General features: G+C 74.9%; 22 protein-coding genes. 11 read left to right on the top strand and 11 right to left on the bottom strand.

All coding sequences use genetic code 11. From position 1 onward, the window contains the following. The first annotated feature begins 16 nt into the window (after positions 1-16). Genes GCE86_RS29440 through GCE86_RS29420 form a run of 5 tightly spaced genes read left to right on the top strand, consistent with a single transcriptional unit; the run spans position 17 to position 6,637 of the window. The gene (locus GCE86_RS29440) at positions 17-1,264 is read left to right on the top strand and encodes a cytochrome ubiquinol oxidase subunit I (RefSeq protein ID WP_154229919.1); all 1,248 of its coding nucleotides are present in this window, start codon (positions 17-19) and stop codon (positions 1,262-1,264) included. An 11-nt stretch (positions 1,265-1,275) separates the two neighbouring features. Then, on the top strand, positions 1,276-2,283 hold the full coding sequence (locus GCE86_RS29435; RefSeq protein WP_154229918.1) for a cytochrome d ubiquinol oxidase subunit II: 1,008 nt from the start codon (positions 1,276-1,278) through the stop codon (positions 2,281-2,283). Continuing rightward, on the top strand, positions 2,280-3,956 hold the full coding sequence (gene cydD / locus GCE86_RS29430) for a thiol reductant ABC exporter subunit CydD (RefSeq protein ID WP_154229917.1): 1,677 nt from the start codon (positions 2,280-2,282) through the stop codon (positions 3,954-3,956). The genes GCE86_RS29435 and cydD overlap by 4 nt, the downstream gene beginning before the upstream one ends. Continuing rightward, positions 3,953-5,890, top strand: a complete 1,938-nt coding sequence (gene cydC / locus GCE86_RS29425) for a thiol reductant ABC exporter subunit CydC (RefSeq protein WP_338106335.1) — start codon at positions 3,953-3,955, stop codon at positions 5,888-5,890. The genes cydD and cydC overlap by 4 nt, the downstream gene beginning before the upstream one ends. Positions 5,891-5,947: 57 nt before the next feature. Beyond that, positions 5,948-6,637: a permease prefix domain 1-containing protein gene (locus GCE86_RS29420; RefSeq protein WP_154229916.1), complete on the top strand. Its 690-nt coding sequence runs from the start codon at positions 5,948-5,950 to the stop codon at positions 6,635-6,637. 13 nt (positions 6,638-6,650) lie between these two features. Here GCE86_RS29420 and GCE86_RS29415 read toward each other — a convergent pair whose 3' ends face one another. Continuing rightward, positions 6,651-6,992 (bottom strand): PadR family transcriptional regulator, encoded by a 342-nt coding sequence (locus GCE86_RS29415; RefSeq protein WP_154229915.1) that lies wholly within the window; start codon positions 6,990-6,992, stop codon positions 6,651-6,653. Positions 6,993-7,097: 105 nt separating this feature from the next. Here GCE86_RS29415 and GCE86_RS29410 point away from each other — a divergent pair, with 105 nt between their 5' ends. From GCE86_RS29410 to GCE86_RS29400, 3 genes are all read left to right on the top strand, one after another. Beyond that, on the top strand, positions 7,098-8,099 hold the full coding sequence (locus GCE86_RS29410; RefSeq protein ID WP_208818148.1) for a DNA primase: 1,002 nt from the start codon (positions 7,098-7,100) through the stop codon (positions 8,097-8,099). Positions 8,100-8,132: 33 nt separating this feature from the next. Next, on the top strand, positions 8,133-10,526 hold the full coding sequence (locus tag GCE86_RS29405; RefSeq protein ID WP_154229913.1) for a transposase: 2,394 nt from the start codon (positions 8,133-8,135) through the stop codon (positions 10,524-10,526). Between the two features lie 135 nt (positions 10,527-10,661). Further along, positions 10,662-11,885 (top strand): ABC transporter substrate-binding protein, encoded by a 1,224-nt coding sequence (locus GCE86_RS29400; protein WP_154229912.1) that lies wholly within the window; start codon positions 10,662-10,664, stop codon positions 11,883-11,885. A 119-nt stretch (positions 11,886-12,004) separates the two neighbouring features. Here GCE86_RS29400 and GCE86_RS29395 read toward each other — a convergent pair whose 3' ends face one another. From GCE86_RS29395 to GCE86_RS29380, 4 genes are all read right to left on the bottom strand, one after another. Further along, a complete protein-coding gene (locus GCE86_RS29395) occupies positions 12,005-12,598 on the bottom strand; it encodes a GTP-binding protein (RefSeq protein ID WP_091260490.1) in 594 nt (197 codons plus the stop codon). Position 12,599: 1 nt separating this feature from the next. Then, positions 12,600-12,977 carry a DUF742 domain-containing protein gene (locus GCE86_RS29390; RefSeq protein ID WP_091261430.1) on the bottom strand — a complete coding sequence of 126 codons (378 nt, stop codon included), beginning with the start codon at positions 12,975-12,977 and terminating at the stop codon, positions 12,600-12,602. Positions 12,978-13,077: 100 nt separating this feature from the next. Further along, positions 13,078-13,482 carry a roadblock/LC7 domain-containing protein gene (locus GCE86_RS29385; RefSeq protein ID WP_089011242.1) on the bottom strand — a complete coding sequence of 135 codons (405 nt, stop codon included), beginning with the start codon at positions 13,480-13,482 and terminating at the stop codon, positions 13,078-13,080. Continuing rightward, positions 13,479-17,189 (bottom strand): sensor histidine kinase, encoded by a 3,711-nt coding sequence (locus tag GCE86_RS29380; protein WP_154229911.1) that lies wholly within the window; start codon positions 17,187-17,189, stop codon positions 13,479-13,481. The genes GCE86_RS29385 and GCE86_RS29380 overlap by 4 nt, the downstream gene beginning before the upstream one ends. A gap of 384 nt (positions 17,190-17,573) precedes the next feature. Between GCE86_RS29380 and GCE86_RS29375 the strand changes: the two genes are divergently transcribed. After that, on the top strand, positions 17,574-17,987 hold the full coding sequence (locus GCE86_RS29375; RefSeq protein ID WP_239542193.1) for a hypothetical protein: 414 nt from the start codon (positions 17,574-17,576) through the stop codon (positions 17,985-17,987). Between the two features lie 10 nt (positions 17,988-17,997). Here the strand turns inward: GCE86_RS29375 and GCE86_RS29370 are convergent, their stop codons facing one another. The 4 genes from GCE86_RS29370 to yczE are packed head-to-tail and all read right to left on the bottom strand — an operon-like array spanning position 17,998 to position 20,722. After that, positions 17,998-19,071, bottom strand: coding sequence for an adenosine deaminase (locus tag GCE86_RS29370; RefSeq protein ID WP_154229909.1), 1,074 nt, complete (start codon positions 19,069-19,071; stop codon positions 17,998-18,000). Positions 19,072-19,122: 51 nt separating this feature from the next. After that, complete coding sequence (locus tag GCE86_RS29365) at positions 19,123-19,536, bottom strand: PPOX class F420-dependent oxidoreductase (protein ID WP_154229908.1); 414 nt, start codon at positions 19,534-19,536, stop codon at positions 19,123-19,125. After that, positions 19,533-20,105, bottom strand: a complete 573-nt coding sequence (locus GCE86_RS29360) for an NADPH-dependent FMN reductase (RefSeq protein WP_154229907.1) — start codon at positions 20,103-20,105, stop codon at positions 19,533-19,535. Before GCE86_RS29360 ends, GCE86_RS29365 begins: the two co-directional genes overlap by 4 nt. Next, on the bottom strand, positions 20,093-20,722 hold the full coding sequence (gene yczE / locus GCE86_RS29355; protein ID WP_154229906.1) for a membrane protein YczE: 630 nt from the start codon (positions 20,720-20,722) through the stop codon (positions 20,093-20,095). Before yczE ends, GCE86_RS29360 begins: the two co-directional genes overlap by 13 nt. A gap of 57 nt (positions 20,723-20,779) precedes the next feature. Between yczE and GCE86_RS29350 the strand changes: the two genes are divergently transcribed. Further along, complete coding sequence (locus tag GCE86_RS29350; RefSeq protein WP_154229905.1) at positions 20,780-21,253, top strand: MarR family winged helix-turn-helix transcriptional regulator; 474 nt, start codon at positions 20,780-20,782, stop codon at positions 21,251-21,253. Between the two features lie 2 nt (positions 21,254-21,255). Beyond that, positions 21,256-22,167: a putative RNA methyltransferase gene (locus tag GCE86_RS29345; RefSeq protein WP_154229904.1), complete on the top strand. Its 912-nt coding sequence runs from the start codon at positions 21,256-21,258 to the stop codon at positions 22,165-22,167. A gap of 1 nt (position 22,168) precedes the next feature. Here GCE86_RS29345 and GCE86_RS29340 read toward each other — a convergent pair whose 3' ends face one another. Both GCE86_RS29340 and GCE86_RS29335 read right to left on the bottom strand, forming a co-directional pair. Then, the gene (locus GCE86_RS29340; protein ID WP_154229903.1) at positions 22,169-22,849 is read right to left on the bottom strand and encodes a DUF4272 domain-containing protein; all 681 of its coding nucleotides are present in this window, start codon (positions 22,847-22,849) and stop codon (positions 22,169-22,171) included. Positions 22,850-22,951: 102 nt separating this feature from the next. Beyond that, on the bottom strand, positions 22,952-24,232 hold the full coding sequence (locus tag GCE86_RS29335; RefSeq protein ID WP_154229902.1) for a thymidine phosphorylase: 1,281 nt from the start codon (positions 24,230-24,232) through the stop codon (positions 22,952-22,954). Between the last annotated feature and the right edge of the window lie 3 nt (positions 24,233-24,235).

The raw sequence follows: 24,235 nt of genomic DNA, 5'->3' as shown, positions 1-24,235 counted from the left end.
CGTGGGAGGAACGGCCATGGACCCCCTGCTCCTCGCCCGCCTGCAGTTCGCCACGACCACCTCGATCCACTTCCTGTTCGCGGTGGTCACTCTCGGCCTGGTCACGCTGCTGGTCGGCCTCCAGACCGCCGGCTTCGTCACGGGCAAACCGGTCTACGAGCGGCTGACCCGCTTCTGGGGCCAGCTCTACGTGATCAACTACGTGCTCGGGATCGCCACCGGGATCGTCATGGAGTTCCAGTTCGGGCTGAACTGGAGCGGCCTGTCGCGCTACGTGGGCAACGTGTTCGGGGCGCCGCTGGCCATCGAGACGCTGGTCGCGTTCTTCCTGGAGTCCACGTTCCTCGGCATGTGGATCTTCGGCTGGCACCGGCTGCGGCGCGGCGTCCACCTGGCGCTGCTCTGGGGCGTCGCGCTCACCGCGTACGCCTCGGCATTCTGGATCATGGTGGCCAACGCGTGGCTCCAGCACCCCGTCGGCTACGAGGTGCGCGACGGCGTCGCCCACCTCACCGACTTCGGCGCGCTGCTGACCAACCCCACCCTCGGCTTCGCCTTCGGCCACGTGGTCTCGGCCGGCCTGGTCACCGGCGGGATGCTGATGGCCGCGGTCAGCGCCTGGCACCTGATCCGGCGTACCCCCGATTTCGCGCTCTTCCGGAAGTCGCTGCGGCTCGGCCTGATCACCGCGGCGCTCGCGGTGACCACGCTCCAGGGCTTCGGCTTCGCGCAGTTCGGGCCGATAGGTGAACTCCAGCCGACCAAGTTCGGCGGCGGGGCCGACCGCGACGCGCTGGTCGCCGAGTGGACGGCGCGGTTCGGCCCGGGCGACTACACGCCACCGGTGCTATCCAACGTCGGCCTGGGCTTCATGATCATGATCGGCTTCACGCTGGGCTGCGTCTGGTTCCTGCTGCCGCTGCTCTGGCGGGACTGGCTCATCCGGCTGAAGTTCCCGCTCTGGCTGGTGCTGCTCGCCGTGCCGCTGCCCTTCGTCGCGGTGATCCTCGGCTGGATCGCCCGCGAGGTGGGGCGCCAGCCCTGGGTCGCGTACGGGCTGCTGCCGACCGGGCAGGCCGTCTCGCCGGTGAGCCCCGGGCTGATGCTCACCTCGCTGATCGGCTTCACCGTGCTGCTCGGCAGCCTGGCCGTCACCAACTGGGTGCTGCTGGCCCGGCACGCCGCCCGGGGCGCGCACGACCCCGCGCTGGGCCGCCCGCCCGCGCCGGACACCGACCACCACCCCCACCCCGTGTTCGCCTGAGGGAGCCCGCCGTGGAACTCGTCTGGTACGCCCTGCTCGGCCTCTTCTTCGCCGCCTACCTGGTGCTGGGCGGCTACGACTACGGCGTCGGGCTGCTGCTGGCCCGGGGCGCGACACCCGAGGCCCGCCGGGCCGCGCTGAACGCGGTGGGGCCGTTCTTCCTCGGCAACGAGGTCTGGCTGGTGGCCGCGGTCGGCATCCTGTTCGGCGCCTTCCCCACGCTGGAGGGCGAGTTGCTGTCCGGCTGCTACCCGGCCGTCCTCGGCGCGCTCGCCGGCGTGGTGCTGGTGACGGCCGGGGTGCAGCTGCGCAGCCGGCCCCGGTCCCCCGCCGCCCGTGCCGGCTGGGACCGGGTCGTGGTGGCCGGCAGCGTGCTCGCCGCGCTCGGCTGGGGGGCGCTGCTCGGGGCGCTGCTCCAGGGTGTGCCGCCGGCCGGCGACGGGCACCCGCCCGGGGCCGGTCACCTGTTCACCCCGTTCGTGGCCGCCGCCGCGCTGGCCCTGCTCGCGCTGGTCGCCGTGCACGGTGCGACCTTCCTCACGCTCCGGCTGCCGGCCGCCGACGTCCCGTCGGTCGCCCGGCTGGCCCGCGGCGTGGTGCCGGCGGCGCTCACCGCGGTCGCCACCGCCACCGTCCTGGGCCTGCTCTCCGATCGGGTACGCGCCGCCGTGGCCCGCCCGGCGGTGGCCGTACTCCTGCCGTTGGCGCTGGTGGCGGCCCTGCTGGTGGCCCGCGCGGCGCTGCGCCGGGGCCGGGGCGGGGTGGCCTTCGCGGCGACCAGCGTGGCGCTGGCCCTGCCGGTGCCGCTGGTCGGTGCGGCGCTCTGGCCCCGCGTGCTGGTCTCCACTGCCGACCCGGCGGCGTCCCTGACCGTGGCCGACGCGGCCGCGAGCGGGCCCACCCTGGCGCTGCTGGGCTGGCTGGCGCTGCCGCTCGTCCCGGCCCTACTAGGCTTTCAGGCGATGTGCTGGTGGGTGTTCCGGGGACGGACCGACGGCAGGGCACCGGTGTACTGGTGAACCGCCGCCCGTTCGACCCGCAGCTGCTGCGCCGGGTCCCCGCGGCCCGGCGCGACCTCGCCGTGCTCGCGGTGCTGGGCGGGCTGACCGCGCTGCTCGTGGTCGCGCAGGCCACCGCGCTGGCGACCCTCCTGGCCACCGCGGTCGACGGGCGGCTGCACCGGCCGGCGCTGGCCGGTTTCGTGGCGGCGGTCGCGGCCCGGGCGCTGGTGAGCTGGGCGCAGGGCACCGTTGCGGCCCGGGCCGCGGCGACGGTCAAGGCGGCGCTCCGGGCCGACCTGCTGCGCGCGGTCGGCCGGCACGGCCCCACCTGGGTGGCCGGCCGGCGGGCCGGGCAGCTCGCCACGCTCGCCGGGCGCGGCCTGGACGCGCTCGACCCGTACTTCACCGGCTACCTGCCGCAGCTCGTGCTGAGCGTGACCGTGCCGCTGGCCGTGCTGGCCCGGATCGTGCTCGCCGACTGGAGCTCGGCGCTGATCATTGCGCTGACCATCCCGCTCATCCCGGTGTTCGGGGCGCTGCTCGGCTGGCAGGCGCAGGCCGCCACCGAGCGGCAGTGGCGGCGGCTGTCGCTGCTCGGCGGGCACTTCCTCGACATGGTGGCCGGGCTGCCCACCCTGCGCGCGTTCGGCCGGGCCCGGGCGCAGGTCGACGTCGTACGCCGGATGGCCGACGGGCACCGGCAGGCCACCATGAAGACGCTGCGGATCGCCTTCCTGTCGGCGCTGGTCCTCGAACTGGTCGCCACCCTCTCGGTCGCGCTGGTCGCCGTGCCAGTCGGCATCCGGCTGCTCGGCGGCGGGATCACCCTCTCCACGGCGCTGCTGGTGCTGCTGCTCACCCCGGAGGCGTACCTGCCGCTGCGCGCGGCGGGCAGCCGGTTCCACGCCAGCATGGAGGGGCTGACCGCGCTGGACGAGGCGCTCACCCTCTCGGCGGCACCCGAGGCGGCCACCCCGGAGGCAGCGCGGCCGGCGCCGGCCGGCCGCGGCGAGATCCGCTTCGAGGGCGTGACCGTCGCGTACGAGCGGACCACCGCGCTGCGGGACGTCACGCTCACCATCCGCCCCGGCGAACGGGTCGCCGTCATCGGGCCCAGCGGGGCGGGCAAGACCACCCTGCTCAACCTGCTGCTCGGCTTCGTCACCCCGACCGCCGGCCGGGTCACCGTCGACGGGGTGGACCTCGCCGGCGTCGACCTGGACGCCTGGCGGCGGGAGCTGGCCTGGGTGCCGCAGCGGGCCCACCTCTTCGCCGGCTCACTGGCCGACAACATCCGCCTCGGCGCCCCCGACACCCCGGACGCCGCGCTGGGCGGCGCGGTCACCGACGCCGCGCTGGACGAGGTGGTCGCCGCCCTGCCCGACGGTCTCGGCACCACGCTCGGCGAGCGCGGGTACGGGCTGTCCAGCGGGCAGCGGCAGCGGGTCGCGCTGGCCCGGGCGTTCCTGCGGGACGCCCCGCTGGTGCTCCTCGACGAACCGACCGCCCGGCTGGACAGCGCCAGCGAGGCGGTCGTGCTCGCGGCCACCCGGCGGCTCGTCGCCGGGCGGACCGCGCTGCTGGTCGCACACCGGCCCGCGCTGCTGGAGGACGCCGACCGGATCCTCCGCGTCGAGGACGGCCGGGTCACCGAGCTGAGCCCCGTACCGGCCGGGAAGGTGACGCCATGACCGACGGACCGGAGCGTCCCGACGGGCCGGACCAGCCGGTGCGGGCGGTGCCGGGCGGCGTCGCCCGGGACGGGGTCACCCCGGCCGGCCGGGATCCGGGCCCGCCGGTCGCCGCCGAGGCGAGCCCGGCCGAACTGCTGCCGGACGGTCCGGCCCCGACCGTCGCCGCCGCCGCGCCGGCCGGTGTCGCGGGCGGCGCGGGCGCCGAGCGGGCGGTGCTGCGGCTGGCCCGGCCCTACCTGGGCCGCCTCCTCGGCGCCGGGCTGCTCGCCGCGGCCACCGAGTTCGCCGGCCTGGCCCTCATGGCCACGGCCACCTGGCTGCTCATGAGCGCCGCCGGCCGGCCACCACTGGACCGGCTCACCGTGGCGATCGTCGCGGTGCGCGCCCTCGCGGTCAGCCGGGGCGTCCTCCGGTACACCGAACGGCTGGCCGGCCACGACGCCGTGCTCCGCATGATCACCGATGTCCGGGCCCGGGTCTTCGCCACCCTGACCGCCCGGCGGGACGCCGCCGCCCAGCGCACCGGCGACGCGCTGAGCCGGCTGGTCTCCGACGTGGAGGCCGTACAGGACCTGCTGCTGCGGGTGCTGGTGCCGGGTGCGGCGGCCGCCCTGGTGAGCCTGCTCGCCGTCGGGAGCGCCGCGCTGATCTCGCCGCCGGCCGCGGGCGTCCTCGCCATCGGGCTGCTGGTGGCCGGGGTGGCGCTGCCCGTACTGGCCGCCCGGCTCACCCGTCGGGCCGCCGACGAGGTGGCCCCGCTGCGCGGCGCGCTCGCGGTGGACGCGGTCGACCTGACCCACGGCGCCGCCGACCTGGCGGCCTTCGGTGCGACGAGCGCCGCGCTGGCCGCGGCCGAGCGCCGCGCCGGTCGCCTGGCCCGGCTGGAACGCCGGCTCGCCGCGACCGGCTTCGCCGTGGACGCGGCCGGGGTGCTGGTCGGCGGGCTCACCGCGGCCGCCGTGGTGGTCGTCGCGCTGCGCGCGGGCGTCGGCGGGGTGCTGGTCGGTGTCCTGGCGGTGGGCACGCTGGCCGCCGTCGAGGTGTCCCTCGCGCTGGTCGGGGCGGCCCGGCAGCGCACCCAGCTGCGCGCCGGCCTGGCCCGGGTGGCCGAGCTGCTCGCCGAGGCCGGGGAAGCGGCGCCCGCCGCACCTGCCGAGCCGGCGCCGGGCGGGCACGACGTCCGGTTCACGGGCGTGACGGTCCGCTACCGCAAGGGTGCGCCGCCCGCCCTGGCGGGAGTCGACCTCGACCTGGCGGCCGGCCGGCGGGTGGCCGTGGTCGGGCCGAGCGGCGCCGGCAAGAGCACCCTGGCCGCCGTGCTCACCGGCGCGGTACGCCCCGACGCCGGCCGGGTCACCGTGGGCGGCGTGGACGTGTCCGGCCTACCCACCGACGAGCTGCCCCGGACGGTCGGCGGGCTGCTCGCCGAGGCGTACGTCTTCCACGCCACGGTCCGGGAGAACCTGCTGCTCGGCCGGCCCCGCGCCGACGAGGCGGAGCTGGCCGCCGCCACCCGGGCCGCCGGCCTGCTGGACTGGGTACGCGCCCAGCCCGACGGCTGGGAGACCGTGGTCGGCGAGCAGGGCGGGCAGCTCTCCGGGGGGCAGCGGCAGCGGCTCGCGCTGGCCCGGGCGCTGCTCGCCGCCCCGCCGGTGCTGGTGCTGGACGAGCCGACCGAGGGGCTCGATCCCGCGGCCGCGGACGCGGTGCTCGCGTCGACGCTGGCCGCCACCCCGGCCGGGCACTCGGTGCTGCTGATCAGCCACCGGCTCAGCGGCCTCGCCGGGCTGGACGAGATCGTGGTCCTCGACGCGGGCCGGGTGGTGCAGCGTGGCCGGCACGAGGACCTGGTCGCCCGCCCGGGCTGGTACCGGGAACAGTGGCTGCTCCAGGAGGCGGCCGAGCGCGGCTACCTGGCCCTCGCCCCCTGAGCGTTTCCGGGGTTTTCCCCGACGCGGCCGGCCCCGGTCCGGTGGCAGGGTGGTCCCATGCGGGGGTACGAGGAGATCCGCGTCGACGAGCGGCTGCGCGAGCTGGCCGGGCAGCTGCACGGGCCGGCCCGGCTCAAGGCGGACCTGCTGACCGAGGCGCGGCACGCGCTGGAGGACGCCGTCGAGGCGTACCGGGAGGGTGGCCTGCCGGCTGCGGAGGCCGAGCGGCGGGCGGTGGCCGAGTTCGGCACCCCGGCCCAGCTCGCTCCCGGCTACCAGGCCGAGCTGGCCGCCGGGGCGCTGCGCGGGCTGGCGCTGCGGGCGCTGGCGGTGGCGGTGGTGCTGATGGTCGGCGGCGACCTGACCTGGCGGGGGTCGAGCTGGAGCGACGGTCCCCGCCCACCGGAGGGCTACCTGCTGCTCTCCGCCTCGCTGGACGAGATCTGGCGCCTCGTGGCCGGGCTGGCCCTGGCCGGGCTGGTGCTGGGCGTGCTCGCCGCGCGGCACGGATCACCCCGGCTCGGCCGGTTGGCGCGCGCGGTGGGTTTCGGGCTGACCGGCGGGCTGGCGCTCGGCGCGCTCGCCGGCAGCGCGCTGTTCGGCTGGTCGGTGCACCTCTGGGACGCGGCGCTGACCTGGCCACCGATGATCATCGGGGCGGTGCTGGTCAGCGCGGGCTGGTTCGCCCTGGCGCGGGCCGCCCGCTGCTGGCTGCGGACCGCCGTCGGGCCGCGCGTCGCCGGTTGACCGCGGGGCCGGTTCAGGCCGGGGTGGCGGGCGGCTCTCCGGCGCCGAGGAAGCGGCCCACGGTGGTGCTGAACTCCTGCCACCCCGCGCGTTCCCCGGCGAGCGCCCGGCCGCCGGCCTCGGTGAGCTGATAGGTGCGCCGCTCCCGGCCGTTGACGGTGCTCCAGGCGCTGACCACGTAGCCGGCCCGTTCGAGGCGGCGCAGCGCCGGATAGATCGTGCCGGTGGGCAGGTCCAGCGCGCCGCCACTGCGGGCCCGCAGCGCCTCGATGATCGCGTAGCCGTGCAGGGCGCCCTGCTCCAGCACCGCGAGCAGCAGCGCGTCCAGGTGTCCGTGCAGCGCCTGGGCCTTCATGTGTAGCAAGACTACTTGTCCGCGGGTCGGGACGCCACCGGGGTGCGGCTCCCGGCGACGGCAGGACGCCCACTAGGGTATGTGCGCAGAGTCACTCGGCGGCCGATCGCCGCCGGGTGGGCAACCCGAAAGCACACGGAGGTCAGCGTGGCCCGCCAGTCGCCCCAACGGCCCGACGCCGACGAGCCCGAGCTCGACGACACCACCGCGTCGGCGGCAGCAGACGAGGTCGAGGTCGACCGCCCGGCGGCGGACCGCGCCCTCTGGGACGAGCTGCGGATCGACCCGGTGGAGATCGCCCTGCCCGCCGGCACCGGTTTCACGCTGCGGGCCTACCGGCCGGCGCGTGAGCTGACCCCGACCGACGTCGCCGAGCGCGACGAGGACGACCCCTTCCTGGCTCGCCGCCAGGTCCTCGAGACCGAGGACGACGAGGAGGTGGTGATCCTCGACGAGGAGTTCGCCGCCCTCGCCGCCGAGAAGGACGAGGACGACGAGGAGCCGGCCCGGCGCCGCCGGCGCGGCAAGGCCGAGGCGGCCGCGGACGAGGACACCGCCGAGGAGGCCGAGGCCGCCGACGAGGAGGACGAGGACGAGTCGGACGAGGACGAGGCCGGCGACGAGGAGGTACCCGTCTTCCTCAGCCACCGCGGCAAGCTGCTGCTGTTCAAGACCCCGGAGTCGCTGGTCAGTTTCATCCGTTCCGGTGCGCCCAACGACCTGTCCCAACTGGACAGCTGGAATGAACTGTCCGAACGGGTGGAACCGGCCGACATCGCCCCGCTGGACGAGGACACCTACGAGCTCGACCTGGTAGTGGAGAACCTCCGCGGCGGCCACGACGCGTGGGACCCGACGCTGTTGATCGAAGCCGGCGAGATCGCCCGTGACCTGTCGTACGCGCTCCGGCTACCGGCCGTGCTCGACATGCTCTCCGCCGGCTCCAGCCTCGACGACCTGGACGAGGCGCTGCGCGCTTCTGTCAATGGCGGAATCGGTGGATTCCTGGGCCGGCGGCGGCTGAAGAAAATCGGGGCACAAACCGCAAGTTTGGGTTGGCGCACCATTGTCGGCAAGATCTCTGCTGTTGTGGACTGGCGCGACTGACCCGGAGCGGGGAGCATCAGTCTCTGGCAGAACTTGACCTGTGGGTCCCGGGAGGAGGACGACGCCGTGGCGCTCGTGCGCGTGTACTGCGGTCTGGCCTCGGCGGATTCGGCCGACCGGTCGGCTTCGGCCGGATCGACGCTGACGTCCGCTGTGGTCGATGACGCAGGCCGTCTGCTGCATGTCTGCGAGATCGGCGACGACCCGGCTGGCTACGCCCAGCTGGTCGCGCTGCTCGTGGAGCGGTCGGGCGGGCCGAGCGGTGCGGCGATCGCGGCCGACAGCGACGACCACACGGTCACCTCGCTGCTGAGCGGGGCGGGCCGGCCGCTGGCGATCGCGGACGACGACTCGGTCGACGACTTCGCCGAGCGGTTCGCCGACGACGACTCGCTGGAGGAGATGCAGTCCCCGCCGGCCGAGCGCCGGGCGGTCGGGCTGGCCCGGGCGCTCCAGGCCGGCGCGCTCTCCGCGGTGACCCTCCCGGCCCCGCGCGACCTCGCCAACTACAAGCAGGTCCTCGCCGCCCACGCGGCGCTGGCCAGCGGCCGGCACTCCGCCGCCGTGGCGCTGCGCGAGGTGCTCCGCGAGCTCTACCCGGCCGCGCTGCGCGCGTACCCCGACCCGGCCGAACCGGTCTCGCTGGCCGTCCTCGACGCGCTGCCCGAGCCGGGCATGCTCGCCGGCACGGTGGCCCGCGGCCGCGAGGTCGCCGTGGCGGCGGACGCCGTCGCCGCCCACCTGGCCGCCGAGGGCGTGGCCGACCCCGACACCATCGAGGACGCGGTGACCGCGCTGCGGGTCGCCATCAGCGAGACGCCCCGGCGGGCCACTGTCAACCGGGCGCTCACCGCGGCCGTCGCCGAGACCGTGCGGCAGGCCGTCGCCTCCGTCCGGGCCTGCGACGCGGGCTGCGACGCCCTGGTCGGGGCGCTCACCGCCCGGGTCACCACACCGGCTCCGGCGCCCGGTCGCCGGGCCGCCGCACGCCGCGGCGAGCAGGTCGAGGAGCTGGCCCCGTCGACCCCCGCCGGGCTGCGCCCGGTGCGCCCCACCGAACCCGAGCCGGTCGCCGAGCAGGCCGGGCGGCGCAGCCGTCCCGAGCCGGTCTCCGGGCTGGCGGGTCGGCGCAGCCGCCCCGAGCCGGTCTCCGGTCCGGCCCCCACGACATCCCCCCGGCCGCTCGGCCCGCCGCCGGTGGCGCCCGCCCCGGTCGCACCGCCGCCGGTCGCCCCGGCCCCGGTCACCCCGGCCGCCTCCCTCGGCCGGCCGGCCTCCGCGCCGACCGCCCGCCCCGAGCCGACCGGTGCGCCGCTTCCGTCGCGGGTGGACGGGCCGACCAACCGGCCGATCTCCGCCCCGCCACCGCCGCCGCCCGGGATCACCCCGATCGCCCCGGCGCAGCGCGGCACGGTGCCGCCGGCCGAGGCCGGGGAGCCGTTCCGCCCCACGCTGACCACCGCGGCGATCAACAAGGCCCGGGCCGAGCGGCAGCGCACGGTCATCCCGCCGCGGCCCAAGACCAACCAGGAGCCGCCGACCGGTGGCTTCAGCGCCACCGACCTGACGATCCCGGTGCCGACGCCCCGTCCGGGCCAGGAGACTGCTCCCCCGGGCTCCCGGGCCAACTGGCCGCTGGTCAACAACGGCGACGACCAGGACGACCGGGCCAGGGAGGCGCCGCCGGCGTACTCGTACGGGCGGAGCGTGGACGCGCCGAGCGACCCGGGCCGGGTCACCCCGCCCTGGCTCGCCGACGACCTGCCGCAGGAGCCGCCGATGCTGCGGCTGGTGGAGCCGCCGCCGCTGGCCGACCGGGCGCTGCGCAACGAGCTGAACCCGCCGACCGACCCCGGGCTGGACACGCCGCCGCTCCGGCTGGTCGACCGGCCGGAGGACAACCGGCAGACCCGCCCGGCCCCCCGCGCCGAGGCGCCCGCCCCGCTGGAGCGGCGCCCCGCGCCCAAGGAGCACCGGCCGCCGCCGGTCTCCGACGAGGGCGACGGCGACCTGCTGATCTTCGCGCAGGCCAAGTCCGCCTGGTTCGTCGGGCACGGCGACGAGGCCGACCTGGACTGGTCGACCACCGCGGACACCGGCTGGCAGGCGGCCGAGCAGGCGGCCCGCCCCTCGGTGGGCGACGAGACCAAGGCCGGCCTGCCCAAGCGGGTCCCGCAGGCCAACCTGGTGCCGGGCTCGCCGCTGCGGGAGGAGCGTCCACTCCGGATCGTCCGCAACGCGGCCAGCCTCGCCGAGAACACGACCGGGTACTTCCGGGGTTGGCGGCGCGGCCAGGAGATCGGCGGTTTCGCCGTCGGCGGCCGCCCCGGCCGGGAGGCGGCCGGCGGCTGGGACTTCAGCCGGGACACCGGCGACCGCGACGACGAGCGGGAGTACGAGTACCGCTCCGCGGGCTACCGGTCCTGATCGGAGCCACGTCCCACCCCACCTGCGTGTTCCTGCCCACACCCGGATAATTTGACGCCGGGCGCGGCCGGCCGGGAGCATACCCGGCGGACCAGCCGGCGGCGGGTGTTCGCCGGGGGTGGGAAGGCGGCTCCAATGGCGACACCGGCGATCGACTCCTCTGTGCTCACCCGGCGGGGGGTCCTCGCCGCGGCAGCCGCCAGCCTGCTGCTCGCCGGCTGCGGGCAGCCGGGCGAGCGACCGGACGACGGCTCCTCGGCCAGTAGCGCACCCGGCGACCAGGACCTCGTCGTCGGCGCCAGCCTGGAACTGACCGGCCGGGGCGCCGCGCTCGGCGTGCCCCAGCAGCGCGCCCTCGAAATCACCGCGGAGGCGCTGAACCGGGCCGGCATTCCGGTGGGCAACCGCCGGCGGTCGGTCCGCCTGGTGATCCAGGACAACCGCAGCAACCCCACGGTGGCGGCCCGTCAGGCGGCCGAGCTGACCCGCGCGGGCGCGCGGGCCCTGATCGGTGGCACTCTGGCCGAGACGTCGGTGGCCCTCGCGGAAGCGGCCCAGAAAATCAAGACCCCGTTCATCTCGGTGGGTCTCGGGGACGGCGTCGTGCTGCCGATCGCCGAGCGCACCTTCAGCTTCCAGGTCACCCCGGACGCCGTCGACGTGGCCCGCCGGCTCGCGGACCTGGTCCGGGCCAAGCGGGTACGGCAGGTCGCCCTGCTGGCCGCCGACGGGCTGCACGGCGACTCCGGCGTGCGTGCGGTGCGTACGGCGCTGCAGGCCGCGGACGTGGAGCTGGTCCGCACGGTCCGGCTGCCCGCCACCGGGCGGAGCTTCGCCGGCGCCGCCCGGCGCATCGCCGCCGCCGAGCCGGGCGGGGTCATCGTCTGGGGCACGGCGCCGGACTCCGGTGTGGCGGCCCGGGAACTGCGCCGGGCCGACTACGACGGGCAGCTCTTCTTCGACGCCGGAGCGATCTCCGAGGACACCCTGAGCGAGGCCAACGCCGCCGCGGTCGAGGGGGCGTACGCCGTGCACCCGGCCGGCCTGGGTGCCTCCGCGCTGAGCGCGACCAGCACGACGGACCTGGAACGGCGGGACTTCAACTACCGCTACACCCAGCGGTACGGCACCTCCGACACCTTCGCGCCCTACGCCTCCGACGCGCTCCAGCTCGTGGCGGAGTCGGTCCGGCTCGCCACCAGCCTCGACCGTGGACGGTTGCGGGCGTTCCTGCAGATGCAGGTGGCCGAGGGCATCGCGGGCGGGTACGCCTTCACGGAGACCCGGCACGGCGGCATGGAGCCCGACTCGCTCGCCACCTACGTGGTCGCGCAGGGCAGCTGGCAGCTGTACGGCTGACCGTATCGAGCCGGTGACCGTCCCGGTGGGACGGTCACCGGCCGGCTGCGCAGCGTACCGATTGGCAGACAGCGAGAAGCGCCCGGTGGCCGGTGGCCGCCGGGCGCTTCGTCACCGGATCAGGCGGGGGCGACGGCCCGCGAGCGCCGCATGGTGAGCACGTACTCGACCAGCGAGATCAGCACGTGCTTCGTCGACTCCCGGTTACGGGCGTCGCAGGCCACCACCGGCACGTCCGAGGAGATCGCGAGCGCGTCCCGGACGTCCTGCGGGTCGTGGTACTGCATCCCGTCGAAGCAGTTGATGGCCACCAGGTACGGCAGCCGCCGGTGCTCGAAGAAGTCGATGGCCGCGAAGCAGTCGGCCAGTCGACGAGTGTCGACCAGCACGACGGCGCCGATCGCGCCCCGGACCAGTTCGTCCCACATGAACCAGAACCGGGTCTGACCCGGCGTACCGAACAGGTACAGGATCAGATCGCGATCGATCGAGATACGACCGAAGTCCATGGCCACCGTGGTCGTCGTCTTGCCCGGCACCTGCCGGGTGTCGTCGACGCCCACGCCGGCGGAGGTCATGATCGCCTCGGTGGTCAGCGGCGTGATCTCCGAGACCGACCCGACCAGCGTCGTCTTGCCGACGCCGAATCCACCGGCAATAACGATCTTCGCCGACGTCACGCGCCCGCTCGGGGCCGGCGGCCGGTGCGACATGTCAGAGCCTGCGAAGTCCACTCAGCACCCTCTCCAGCAGTTCAGTGCCCACCGCGTCGTCAGAGTCGTCCAAAATGGTCGGCTCGTGGACCGCGACCAGGCCGTCCGTCGCCATGTCGGCGATGAGCACCCGGGCCACGCCGAGCGGAAGCTGCATCCGCGCCGCGATCTCGGCGAGTGACTGCACGCGTCCGTCACACAGCGCGGCGATGTACTGGTGCTCACGGCCCTGGCCACCGTTGCCAGTGGCAACCGACCGGCCGCGCACCGTCGTCTCGACGAGCGCCTCCAGGGCGATCTCGAGCCGGGGGCGGGTACGACCGCGGGTCACGGCGTACGGACGGACCAACGCTCCGGTCGGTTCGTCACGATCAACCATGTCGCCGCTCACCTCCTTCGTACCCGGCACCGGCTCGCCCCGGTGGCACTCGTCCCTGTCGTAGTTGTTGCCGCTCCTGACCCACCGGTCAGCGCGTCGTTCAGCCCATCATCCCGACAGCCGTGCGCGGCTGCGGGGTCAGAGCATCGCCCACCCGGTCGACGAGCAGGGCCATCTCGTAACCGACCTGCCCGACGTCGCAGCTGCGCGCAGCGAGCACGGCGAAGGACGAGCCGTCCGAGATGGACATCAGGAACAGGAAGCCGTTGTCCATCTCGACGACGGTCTGCAGCACCGCCCCGCCCTCGAAGCAGCGGGCCGCGCCCTGGGTCAGGCTGACCAGACCGGAGGAGATCGCCGCCAACTGGTCCGCGCGGTCCCGCGGGAGATCACGGGACGAAGCGAGGAGCAGGCCGTCGGCGGAGACGGCGACCGCGTGCGCCACACCGGGCACCCGGTCGGCGAAGTTGGCCAGCAGCCATCCGAGATCCTGCGTAGTTGTCATCCTTGTTGCTCCTTCTGCCCGCTCCCGGCCGCTGGGCCTGAGCCAGACTGCGAGGACTGCTGCCCGCCCGGAGTCCCCTCCGGGCCGGTGGAGTTGCTGTCGGTCGGGTTGTTGCGCCCCCGCTGCACGCCCCGATGGTAGGCCGAGAGCAGACCCCGTACGCCCTCGGGCGTGCGGCGCTGCACCGACGTGGACGGCTTCTCGATGCCACCGGGCACAAGCTGTGCCATCGGCGTCCGCTTCGGCAGGCCCTTCTGGGTGGTCTCCTCGACCGGGACCTCGGTGGCCGCCGAGGCGGCCCGCCAACCGTCGTCGGCCGCGGTCTGCCAACCGGGCTGCGGCGGGGCGGCCGGCTGCCGGGTCGGCAGCGCACCGCCGGCGTAACCGGGACGGGCACCCCCGTTCACCGAGCCGTTGTCCCGCGGCGCTCCGCCGGCCGTCGGAGTGTGTGCCATCGGCGTGTTACCTGTCGTCCCGGGTGGTGTCTGCTGGACGGCCCGACCGGCGGTGTCGACCCTGGCGAACTGCTGGGTCGCGGCGCCGTTGGTCGCCGCGGACTCCGCCGCGGTCGCCTCCTCCTTGGGCGCCGGCCGGCTGGTGCGGAACCAGGCCGACTCGAGCTCCCGGAAGATCGGCAGCTCCATCGTCTCGTCCGCGTACCGCTGGCGGTTGCCGGGCTGCTGCGGGGTGGCCGCCCGTGGCGCGGGGGCCGGCGCCGGGGCGGGCGGGTTGGCCGCCGGCGTCTCCGGGCGGGTGACCCGGGGCAGCTCGGTGGTCATGTCCAGGCCGGCGGCGAGCCGCTCGGGCACCGCCGGGGTCGCGGCCTGATCGGGCGTGGCCACCGGCGGCCAGGCCGGCGGGGCACCGACCTGCGGCGCGGGGGCCGGCGGGGCGGGACGCGGCGGCACCGGGGTCACCGGCGGCACCGAGACCGGGTGACCCGCGGCCGGCGCGGCCGACACGGGCTGGCCGGAGGCGGGCGCCCCCGAGACGGGGTAACCGGTGGCCGGCGCTCCCGAGACGGGGTAACCCGAGGCCGGCGCGCCGGAGACCGGGTAACCGGTGGCCGGCGCCCCCGACACGGGGTAACCGGAGGCCGGCGCGCCGGAAACCGGGTAGCCCTGGGCCGGCGAGCCCGACACGGGGTAGCCCTGGGCCGGCGAGCCCGACACGGGGTAGCCCTGGGCCGGCGAGCCGGACACCGGGTGACCGGAGAACGGGACACCGGAGACCGGCGGGACCGGCGGAGCGGAGACCGGCGGCGGGTTGTACGGCCGGACCTCCGGGCTGCTCGGCAGCTGCCGCGGGATGGCCGCCTGCTGGCCGGTGGAGGCCGGGTCGGCCTCGGCCGGGTTGCGCCGCTGGGGCAGCGGGTCGATCGGCTGGCCGTTCGAGCTGCGCGGGGTGAAACCGTCACCACCGGCCAGGGCGCCGGCGCCGGTCAGGTCGGACCAGGCCGGCATCGAGCGGCCCCCGCCGGCGTTGGCCGGGGTGCCGGAGCCGTTGCGCGACGCCGGGTCGAACGGCCGACCGCCCAGGGTCACCTGGTTGCCGGAGGCACCGGGGTGCGGGGCCGGCGGGGTGTGCGGGCCGTTGCCGAGGGCGGCCAGGGCACCGAAGGCCGGGGCCGGACCGCCCTGCGGGCCGCCGAAGGCCGGGGCCGGACCGCCCTGCTGCGGGCCGGCGGCCGGGAGGGCCGCCGCGGGCTGGCCGCGGCCGGCGAGGGCGCGCGGCACCAGGACCGAGGTGGGCAGCGTGACGTCCGCGACCGTGCCCCGATCGGCGCCGGGCCGCAGTTCGACCTTGACGCCGTGCCGGGAGGCCAGCCGGGCGACCACGACCAGACCCATCATCCGGGAGACCGCCACGTCCACCTGCGGCGGCGTGGCCAGCCGCTCGTTCAGCTCGCGGAGCTGCTCGTGGCTGATGCCGATGCCGCGGTCCTCGACGTAGAGCGAGGCGCGGTCGCCCACCCGCCGGGCCTCCACCATGACGTGCGAGTCCGGCGGGGAGAAGGCGGTGGCGTTGTCGAACAGCTCGGCGACCAGGTGCACCAGGTCGTTGACCGCGTGCGCGGCGACCTCGATGTCCCGGTCGATCACGCCGAACTCGATCCGCGTGTAGTGCTCGACCTCGGACTGGGCGGCGCGGAGCACGTCGATCAGGGCGGCCGGCTCGCGCTGCACGCGGGTGGAGTCCGCACCGGCGAGGACCAGGAGGTTCTCGTCGTTGCGGCGCATCCGGGTGGCCAGGTGGTCGAGCTGGAACAGCTCGGCCAGCCGGTCCGGGTCCTCCTCGCCGCGCTCCAGCCGGTCGAGGTGGCCGATCAGCCGGTCGACCAGGATCTGCGACCGGCGGGCCAGGTTGACGAACATGGTCGCGACGGAGGCCCGCAGGGCGGCCTGCTCGGCCGCGGTCCGGACCGCCTCCAGGTGGACGGCGTTGAACGCCTCGGTCACCTGGCCGAACTCGTCCTTGCTGCGGACCGGCAGCGGCTCGGCGATCTGGTTGGCCAGCTGCACCGGGGAGAGCTGGCCGGTGACCTGCGGGTCACGCAGCCGGGCCACCGCCTGGGGCAGGCCGTACTGGGCCACCGAGAGGGCGCCCTGGCGCAGGTCGCGCAGCGAGCGGGCCATGGAGCGGGCGACCAGGTAGGCGAAGAGGATGGCCAGCAGCAGCATGCTCAGCAGCAGGCCGGTCTCCAGGAACACCTGGCGCTGGGTGTCCGACCGCAGTTCGTCGGCCTGACGCACCACGTTGGCGTCCAGCCGCTGCTCGACCGTCCGGACCAGCTTGGCGTTGTTCACCATGGTGGCGTCCCAGTCGTCCGTCGTGAACGGCGGTTTCGACAGGTCGCCGGAGGTGTTCGCCTGGATGGTGGTGGTGTAGCGCTCGGCCTTGCGCAGGTCGGAGCCGCTGACGGTCTGGTCGAAGAACTCGGAGTCGGCCTGGTTGGCGATCGCCTTGAAGTTCTGGAACGCCTGCGTCTGGCCGGTGCGGCTGGCGATGAACTGCTCACGCAGGTTCGGGGTGAGCTGCCCCCCGTTCAGCGCCTCGTGGACGATGACCCGGCGCTGGGCCAGGAATTCCTTCTGCCGGGCGACGGCGGCAGCGGCGCGCATCCGGTCGCTCAGGTCGTTGTCGCCGGCGAGCTGGATGGCCGAGTCCCGGATGTCCAGGAGGTCGCTGATCAGCGCCTCGTACGACCGCTGGGCGTCGGCACTGGTCAGCTTGCCGTTGAAGACCTGGCTGCGGGTGCCCGGGAGGTCGGCCAGCCCCTGGTCGACGTCCTTCAGCCGGGTCTCGAACGTGCGCGGCAGGTCCTCGATCTCCAGGCGCTGCCGGGAGTACGGCGCCTTCGCCTGGTCGACCCGCTGGTTGGCCCGGTTGTAGGCCTCCTGGTACTGCGCCCGCGTCTGCACTTCCTTCGCACCGAGGAAGAGCACCGAGTTGACCCGCTCGTCCTGGAGCTTGTCGGCCAGGTCTCCCGAGTAGGAGATCAGGTTCGACAGGTCACCGGCCCGGTTGGCATTGTTGAGCGTCTCCAGGTGGTCGACCAGACCGCTGGTGCCGACCACGACTGTCGCGATGGTCGGCACGATCATGATCAGGCCGAGCTTGGACCAGATCGGCATGTCGCGGAGCCGGCTGGCCGGCCGGCTCAGACGCGACAGGAAGGAGCCCGCCGTCGTTGGCCGTTTGCTCACGTCACCGCCCTCGCATTACCGCGTCCGGCGTCGCCTGTGGGCAACGCCGAGCGACCGACCCGGCGGGTCGGACCTCCGAGATTCCATCACGCCGTCCCGCAAAGAGAAAGCCCAGGTTGTCCCTCGCCGGAGGTGTGATGAGATGTTGATGCAATTTGATAGCAATCCGTCTGGCCGGAGTCACTCAAGGTAATGGAACACCCGCACCGCGTCGTCCTGCTCGCCGGGCCCTCCGGCTCCGGAAAGTCGTATATAGCCCATCGAACCGGACTTCCTGTCCTCTGCCTCGACGACTTCTACAAGGACGGCGATGACCCTACGTTGCCGCGCCGGAACGGAGAGGTGGACTGGGAGTCCCCGCTGTCCTGGGACGCGGACACAGCGGTGGAAACCATCGCCCGACTGGCCCGACACGGCAAGGCCGAAGTGCCGGTTTATGCGATCGGCGCAGACCGCCGGGTGGCCACCCGGCCATTCGACGTCGACGGATCGCCACTTTTCGTCGCCGAAGGGATCTTCGCCGCCGAGATCGTCGCGGAGTGCCGGCGCCGGGGGCTGCTCGCCGGGGCGTACGCGCTGCGCCGCCCCCGCGGCGCGACCTTCGTCCGCCGGCTGGCCCGCGACCTCGCCGAACAGCGCAAGGCGCCCCGGGTACTGGTCCGGCGCGGGGTCGCGCTGCTGCGGGCGGAGCCGGCGGTGCTGCGCCGGCAGACCGGGCTGGGCGCCGAGGCGGCCCGGGCCGGTCAGGTGCTGCGCCGGGTGGCCGCCCTGCTCGCCGGCCACCCGCGCCAGCCGTGATCAGCCGTGATCAGCCGATCAGCTTGGCGTACGCCGGCTTGATCACTTCGTCGATGATCTTCAGCCGCTCGTCGAACGGGATGAAGGCGCTCTTCATCGCGTTGATGGTGAACCACTGGAGTTCCTTCCAGCCGTAGCCGAAGGCGTCCACCAGCAGGGCCATCTCGCGGGACATGGAGGTGCCGCTCATCAGCCGGTTGTCGGTGTTGACGGTCACCCGGAAGCGCAGGTCCCGCAGCAGCCCGATCGGGTGGTCGGCGATCGACGCGGCCGCACCGGTCTGCACGTTGGACGACGGGCACAGCTCCAGCGGGATGCGCTTGTCCCGGACGTACGCGGCCAGCCGGCCCAGCACCGGCGGGTTACCGGGCGTGATGTCGTCGACGATCCGGACGCCGTGCCCGAGCCGGTCCGCGCCGCACCACTGGATCGCCTGCCAGATCGACGGCAACCCGAACGCCTCACCGGCGTGGATGGTGAAGTGGAAGTTCTCCCGCTGGAGGTACTCGAAGGCGTCCAGGTGCCGCGTGGGCGGGAAACCGGCCTCGGCGCCGGCGATGTCGAAACCGACCACCCCGGTGTCCCGGTGCCGCACGGCCAGTTCGGCGATCTCCTGGGAGCGGGCCGCGTGCCGCATGGCGGTGAGCAGCGTGCCAACCCGGATGGGGGTGCCCGCCTCGGCGGCCAGGGCGCTGCCCTCCCGGAAGCCGGTGACCACCGCGTCGACCACCTCGTCCAGGGTCAGGTTCTGCTCCAGGTGCTGCTCGGGGGCGAACCGGACCTCGGCGTAGACCACCCCGTCGGCGGCCAGGTCGAGCGCGCACTCGCGGGCCACCCGGCGCAGCGCGGGCGCGGTCTGCATGACGGCCACGGTGTGCGCGAAGGTCTCCAGGTAGCGCTCCAGCGAACCGGAGTTCGCCGCCTCGGCGAACCAGCGGCCGAGCGCCTCCGGGTCGGTGGTGGGCAGCTCGTGGCCGGCATCGGCGGCCAGCTCGACGATCGTCGCGGGCCGCAGACCGCCGTCGAGGTGGTCGTGCAGCAGTGCCTTCGGGACCTTGACGATGTCCTCGTACGAGATTGCCATGCACCGACCCTAGTCACCGGCCCCCGGAACGCGGCACCGGACCGGGCCGGGTCACGGCCGCCAGCCGTACACCCGCTCGACCGTGATGCGGAGCACCAGCCGGCCGTCGGCCACCATGGCCGCCCGGTAGTCCGCCCAGTCCGGGTGCTCGCCGCGGATCCGCCGGTAGACCTCGACCAGTTCGTCGACCGTGGCGTCGTCGGCCGCCGCGGCGGGCGGGGTGAGCGTCGCCCGCCCCTCGGCCACCGCGTACGCCCCGCCGTCGGGCGTGGTGACGTGGAAGCTGGCGCGCGGGTCGCGGCGCAAATTGCGGACCTTGGCCCGGTCGCCCGTGGTGGAACAGCGGATCAGCCCCGGCTCGGCCAGGTAGTCGAGGTTGGAGAGCTGCGGCCGGCCGTCGCGGCGCAGCGTGACCAGCACCCCACGCCCGCGCTCGCCGAACAGCTCCCAGAGCCGGGCGGTCACGCCGCCACCGCCCGCAGCGGGGCCAGCGCCACGGCCAGCCGGGCGAGCCGGTCGAGCACCAGGTCCGCCGCCTCCTCGCGCCCGGGATCGGGGCGCAGCTCGCCGGCGTCGTCCAGCGCCTGCCGCAGGAAGATCGTCACCGCCTCGTTGACCGGCACCATGTTCAACGTGGTCACCACCTGCTTGATCATCTGAACCGCCCGCAGGCCGCCGGACGTCATGCCGTAGCTGACGAAGCCCACCGGCTTGTGCTGCCACTCGTGGTAGAGGTAGTCGATCGCGTTCTTCAGCGGCGCGCTGAAGCCGTAGTTGTACTCCGGCATGACCAGGACGAAGGCGTCCGCGGCGGCGGTGGTCGCGCTCCAGGACCGGGTGTGCTCGTGCAGGTAGACCCCCTCGGCGGGGTGGTGCGGCTCGTCGTGGAACGGCAGGCCGACCTCGGCGAGGTCGACGAGGCGCACCTCGTCGAAGGCGCCGTGGCGGACGGCCGCCGCGGCGAACCAGTCGCCGATGCGCCGGCCCACCCGGCCGGGTCGGGTGCTGGCGACGATTACGTTCAGGCGGGGCATGGCGGGGTCACTCCTGTCGGGGCGGGCCGGCCGGGGGCCGGTACGGCGAGTCGGGGGATGAGGAACTGGGCGAGCGGCCCGATGGCCAGCGCGTAGAGCAGGGTGCCGGGACCGACCGTGCCGCCGAGCAGCCAGCCGACGGCGAGCACCGCCAGCTCGATCCCCGTGCGGACGCGCCCGACGGGCAGGCCGCGCGCGGCGAGGCCGGTCATCAGGCCGTCCCGGGGCCCGGGCCCGAGGCGGGCGCCGAGGTAGAGGCCGGTGGCCACCCCGTTGAGCAGCACGCCGAGGAGCAGCAGGCCGATCCGGGCGGGAAGCGCGGAGAGCGGCGGCAGCACCGCCAGCACCGCATCGAGCGCCAGGCCGACCAGCGCGACGTTGGCCACCGTGCCCACGCCCGGACGCTGGCGCAGCGGGAACCAGAGCAGCAGGACCAGCAGCGCCACGCCGTTGACGACCCACCCGAGTGGCAGACCGGTCCGGGCGGCGAGGCCCTGGTGCAGCACGTCCCAGGAGGACAGGCCGAGATCCGCACGGACCATCAGGGCGACGCTGGCGCCGAAGAGGGCCAGGCCAGCGAGGAGCCGTACCAGCCGCGTCGGCAATGTGGTTGACATGTCATCGACCATAGGCCGGGGTTGGTGACATGTCAACAAGTCCGTTAGGCTCGACACATGGACGCACCACGCTGGCTGGACGAGCGGGAGAACCGGGCCTGGCGCGGCTACCGCCGCATGCGCCGCCTGCTCGACCTGGAGCTGGCCCGGGAGCTGATGCAGGACGCCGGCCTCTCCGAGCCGGACTACGACGTCCTCTCCGACCTGTCCGAGACACCCGACCAGCGGCTGCGGCTCAGCGAGCTGGCCGACCGGATGCTCTGGTCCCGCAGCCGCCTGTCCCACCACCTGGCCCGGATGCAGCAACGCGGCCTGGTCAGCCGGGAGGAGCACCCCTCGGACGGCCGCGGCTCCATCGTGGTGCTGACCCCGGCCGGCCGGGCCGCCATCGAGGGCGCCGCCCCGGGCCACGTCGCCGCGGTCCGTCGGCACCTCATCGACCTGCTGACCCCGGAGGAGATCGACGCGCTGGGTGCCCTGACCCAGCGGGTGGTCGACCGCCTGTCCGGCCGCGCGGGCCGGGCGGTCTGAGCGTGGACGCCCGCATCCTGGCCCGGCTGCGCTGCCCGGTCTGCGGCGAGCCGCTGGCCGAGGCCACCGCCGGCACCGCCCGGGCGCTGCGCTGCCCGCGCCGGCACAGCTTCGACGTCGCCCGGCAGGGGTACGTCAACCTGCTCGCCGGCCGCGCCCCGCACACCGGGGACAGCGCCGAGATGGTCGCGGCCCGCGCCGACTTCCTGGCCGCCGGCCACTATGCGCCGATCGCCGCCGCCCTGGCCGCCGCCGCGGTCCGGGTGGCCGATCGGGTACGCGCCGTCGGGCCGCCGGCCCGCTTCGTCCCCGCCGACGTGCCGCCGGGCGACGCCGGCCCGTACCCCCTGGTTTTGGATGCCGGGGCCGGGACCGGCTGGTACCTCGCGGCGGTGCTGGCGGCGCTGCCGGACGCGGTCGGCCTGGCCCTCGACGTCGCGAAGCCGGCACTGCGCCGGGCGGCCCGGAGCCATCCCCGCGCGGCCGCGGCGCTGGCCGACACCTGGCAGCGGCTGCCCCTGGCCGACCGCTCCGCCACCGTCCTGCTGAACGTCTTCGCGCCGCGCAACGGCGCCGAGTTCCACCGGGTGCTCGACCCGGCGGGCGCGCTGCTGGTGGTCACCCCGGCGGCGGACCACCTCGCCGAGCTGGTCGACGCGCTCGACCTGCTCCGGGTGGACCCGGCGAAGGCCGACCGGGTCGCCGGCAGCCTGAGCGCGCACTTCACCGAGGAGTCGGCCACCGAGCACCGGGCCCGGCTGGAGCTCGGCCGCACCGAGGTCGCCACCCTGGTCGGGATGGGCCCGAGCGCCTGGCACGCCGACCCGGCCCGGCTCGCCGAGCAGATCACCGCGCTGCCCGAACCCGTGCCGGTGACGCTCGCCATCCGGCTCGCCGTGCACCGGCCGCGCTGACTCAGGTCGACAGGTCGACCTCTTCCCAGCCCGGCGGCTCGTCGTGGTACGGCCCGCGCAGCACCACCGCCCACTCCAGCGCCCACCGGCGCTGTCCGATGGCGTTCGCGTCCACCAGCCCCGGCAGCGCCAGGCCGGCCTCCTCCACCTCCAGGTACGCCCAGTCCAGGCAGTAGTGCAGGTCGAGCAGGGCGGCCGCGTCGGCCGGGTGCTGCGGTGCGGCCAGGATCCGGGCCCGCCACTGGCCGAAGGTCTCCCCGGCCACCAGGTTCGGCATCCGCTCGACGAGCCGCTCGTCCACCGGCACCGTCGGGTCCAGCTCCTTGGCCAGCCCGAGCACCCAGGCCAGGGAGAACAGCGCGTCGTGGTGCAGCACGAACGACCGGTGGTCGCCCTTGCCGCCCATCACGAACTGCCACTCCGGCGGGGTCACCATCTCGACCAGGTGCGACTCCAGCAGCCAGCTCATGGCCGCCTGCGCGGGCATCCCGAAGCAGCGGGCCAGGATCACGTGCAGCACCGCGATGCGGGCCTCGATCTCCGGGGTCGAACGCAGCTCGATCTCGTCCCCCGGCTCCCAGACCAGCGGAAACTGCGGGGGCGGCAGCGGGAGGCCCAGCCGCGACAGCTCGTCGAGGCTCGCCTCACGAACGGCCCGGGGATCGGGGGCGGGTACGCGCACGGCTCAGGTCCCTGTCTGCTCACAACGGCTCATCGCCGGTCGGTCCCCCCTTGGCCTGCGAGAATAGCGGCTCGGTCGGCAACGCACCATGACCGGAAAAGATCAGCCGATCCGCTCGATCACCAGCGGGGTCGCGGCGGGAGCCTCCGGTGCGATCCGGACCGCGCGCTCCGCCTCGGCCAGCGCGGCCGGGATCCGCTCCGCGTGATCGGCGCGCAGCTCGTACAGGGGCTCGCCGGTGCGTACCGGGTCGCCGGGGCGCTTGTGCAGCACCACACCGGCCGGGATGCTGACCGGGTCCTCCTTGCGGGCCCGGCCGGCGCCGAGCCGCCAGGCGGCCACGCCCATGGCGTACGCGTCGATCCCGGCCACGTAGCCGTCCTCGGTCGCCGTGACCACCTCGACCTCGCGGGCCGCCGGCATCGGGGCGTCCGGATCGCCGCCCTGGGCCCGGATCATCTCGCGCCAGGCGTCCATGGCACGCCCGTCCCGCAGCGCCGCCTCGGGGTCGGCGTCGGGCAGGCCGGCCGCGGCCAGCATCTCCCGGGCCAGCGCCAGGGTCAGCTCGACCACGTCGGCCGGGCCGCCACCCGCCAGCACCTCGACCGACTCGGTCACCTCGACCGCGTTGCCGATGGCCAGCCCGAGCGGGGTGGACATGTCGGTGAGCAGGGCGACCGTGCGCACCCCGTGCGCCCCGCCCAGCTCCACCATGGTCCGGGCCAGCTCGCGGGCGTCGTCGGCGTTCTTCATGAAGGCGCCGGAGCCGACCTTCACGTCGAGCACCAGGGCGCCGGTCCCCTCGGCGATCTTCTTGCTCATGATCGAGCTGGCGATCAGCGGGATGGCCTCGACGGTGCCGGTGACGTCGCGCAGGGCGTACAGCTTGCGGTCGGCCGGGGCCAGCCCCTCGCCGGCCGCGCAGATCACCGCGCCCACATCGCGCAGCTGGGCGATGAACTCGTCGTTGCTCAGCGCGGCCCGCCAGCCGGGGATCGACTCCAGCTTGTCCAGGGTGCCGCCGGTGTGGCCGAGGCCCCGGCCGCTGAGCTGCGGCACGGCCGCGCCGCAGGCCGCGACCAGCGGGGTCAGCGGCAGGGTGATCTTGTCGCCCACGCCGCCGGTGGAGTGCTTGTCCACGGTCGGCCGGTCCACCGGCGACAGGTCCAGCCGCTCGCCGCTGGCGATCATCGCGGCGGTCCACCGGGCGATCTCCGGCGCGGTCATGCCGCGCAGCAGGATCGCCATGGCCAGCGCCGACATCTGCTCGTCGGCCACCAGACCCTTGGTGTACGCGTCGACCACCCAGTCGATCTGGCCGTCGCTCAGCACGCCCCCGTCCCGCTTGGCCCGGATGACGTCAACCGCCGTGAATGCACTCATCAG

This window comes from Micromonospora terminaliae (genome assembly GCF_009671205.1).
GTDB lineage: Bacteria > Actinomycetota > Actinomycetes > Mycobacteriales > Micromonosporaceae > Micromonospora > Micromonospora terminaliae.
Note: the sequence above shows the minus strand (reverse complement) of the source record. Positions and strands in the feature narration are given on the sequence as shown.

What these genes read in the sequence shown, in the direction of transcription:
- GCE86_RS29370 (WP_154229909.1), bottom strand. Translation starts at nt 19,071, where the DNA reads ATGGCAATCTCGTACGAGGACATCGTCAAGGTCCCGAAGGCACTGCTG.
- GCE86_RS29390 (WP_091261430.1), bottom strand. Translation starts at nt 12,977, where the DNA reads ATGGTTGATCGTGACGAACCGACCGGAGCGTTGGTCCGTCCGTACGCC.
- GCE86_RS29395 (WP_091260490.1), bottom strand. Translation starts at nt 12,598, where the DNA reads ATGTCGCACCGGCCGCCGGCCCCGAGCGGGCGCGTGACGTCGGCGAAG.
- GCE86_RS29400 (WP_154229912.1), top strand. Translation starts at nt 10,662, where the DNA reads ATGGCGACACCGGCGATCGACTCCTCTGTGCTCACCCGGCGGGGGGTC.
- GCE86_RS29385 (WP_089011242.1), bottom strand. Translation starts at nt 13,482, where the DNA reads ATGACAACTACGCAGGATCTCGGATGGCTGCTGGCCAACTTCGCCGAC.
- cydC (WP_338106335.1), top strand. Translation starts at nt 3,953, where the DNA reads ATGACCGACGGACCGGAGCGTCCCGACGGGCCGGACCAGCCGGTGCGG.
- GCE86_RS29440 (WP_154229919.1), top strand. Translation starts at nt 17, where the DNA reads ATGGACCCCCTGCTCCTCGCCCGCCTGCAGTTCGCCACGACCACCTCG.
- GCE86_RS29350 (WP_154229905.1), top strand. Translation starts at nt 20,780, where the DNA reads ATGGACGCACCACGCTGGCTGGACGAGCGGGAGAACCGGGCCTGGCGC.
- GCE86_RS29335 (WP_154229902.1), bottom strand. Translation starts at nt 24,232, where the DNA reads ATGAGTGCATTCACGGCGGTTGACGTCATCCGGGCCAAGCGGGACGGG.
- yczE (WP_154229906.1), bottom strand. Translation starts at nt 20,722, where the DNA reads ATGTCAACCACATTGCCGACGCGGCTGGTACGGCTCCTCGCTGGCCTG.
- GCE86_RS29360 (WP_154229907.1), bottom strand. Translation starts at nt 20,105, where the DNA reads ATGCCCCGCCTGAACGTAATCGTCGCCAGCACCCGACCCGGCCGGGTG.
- GCE86_RS29415 (WP_154229915.1), bottom strand. Translation starts at nt 6,992, where the DNA reads ATGAAGGCCCAGGCGCTGCACGGACACCTGGACGCGCTGCTGCTCGCG.
- GCE86_RS29420 (WP_154229916.1), top strand. Translation starts at nt 5,948, where the DNA reads ATGCGGGGGTACGAGGAGATCCGCGTCGACGAGCGGCTGCGCGAGCTG.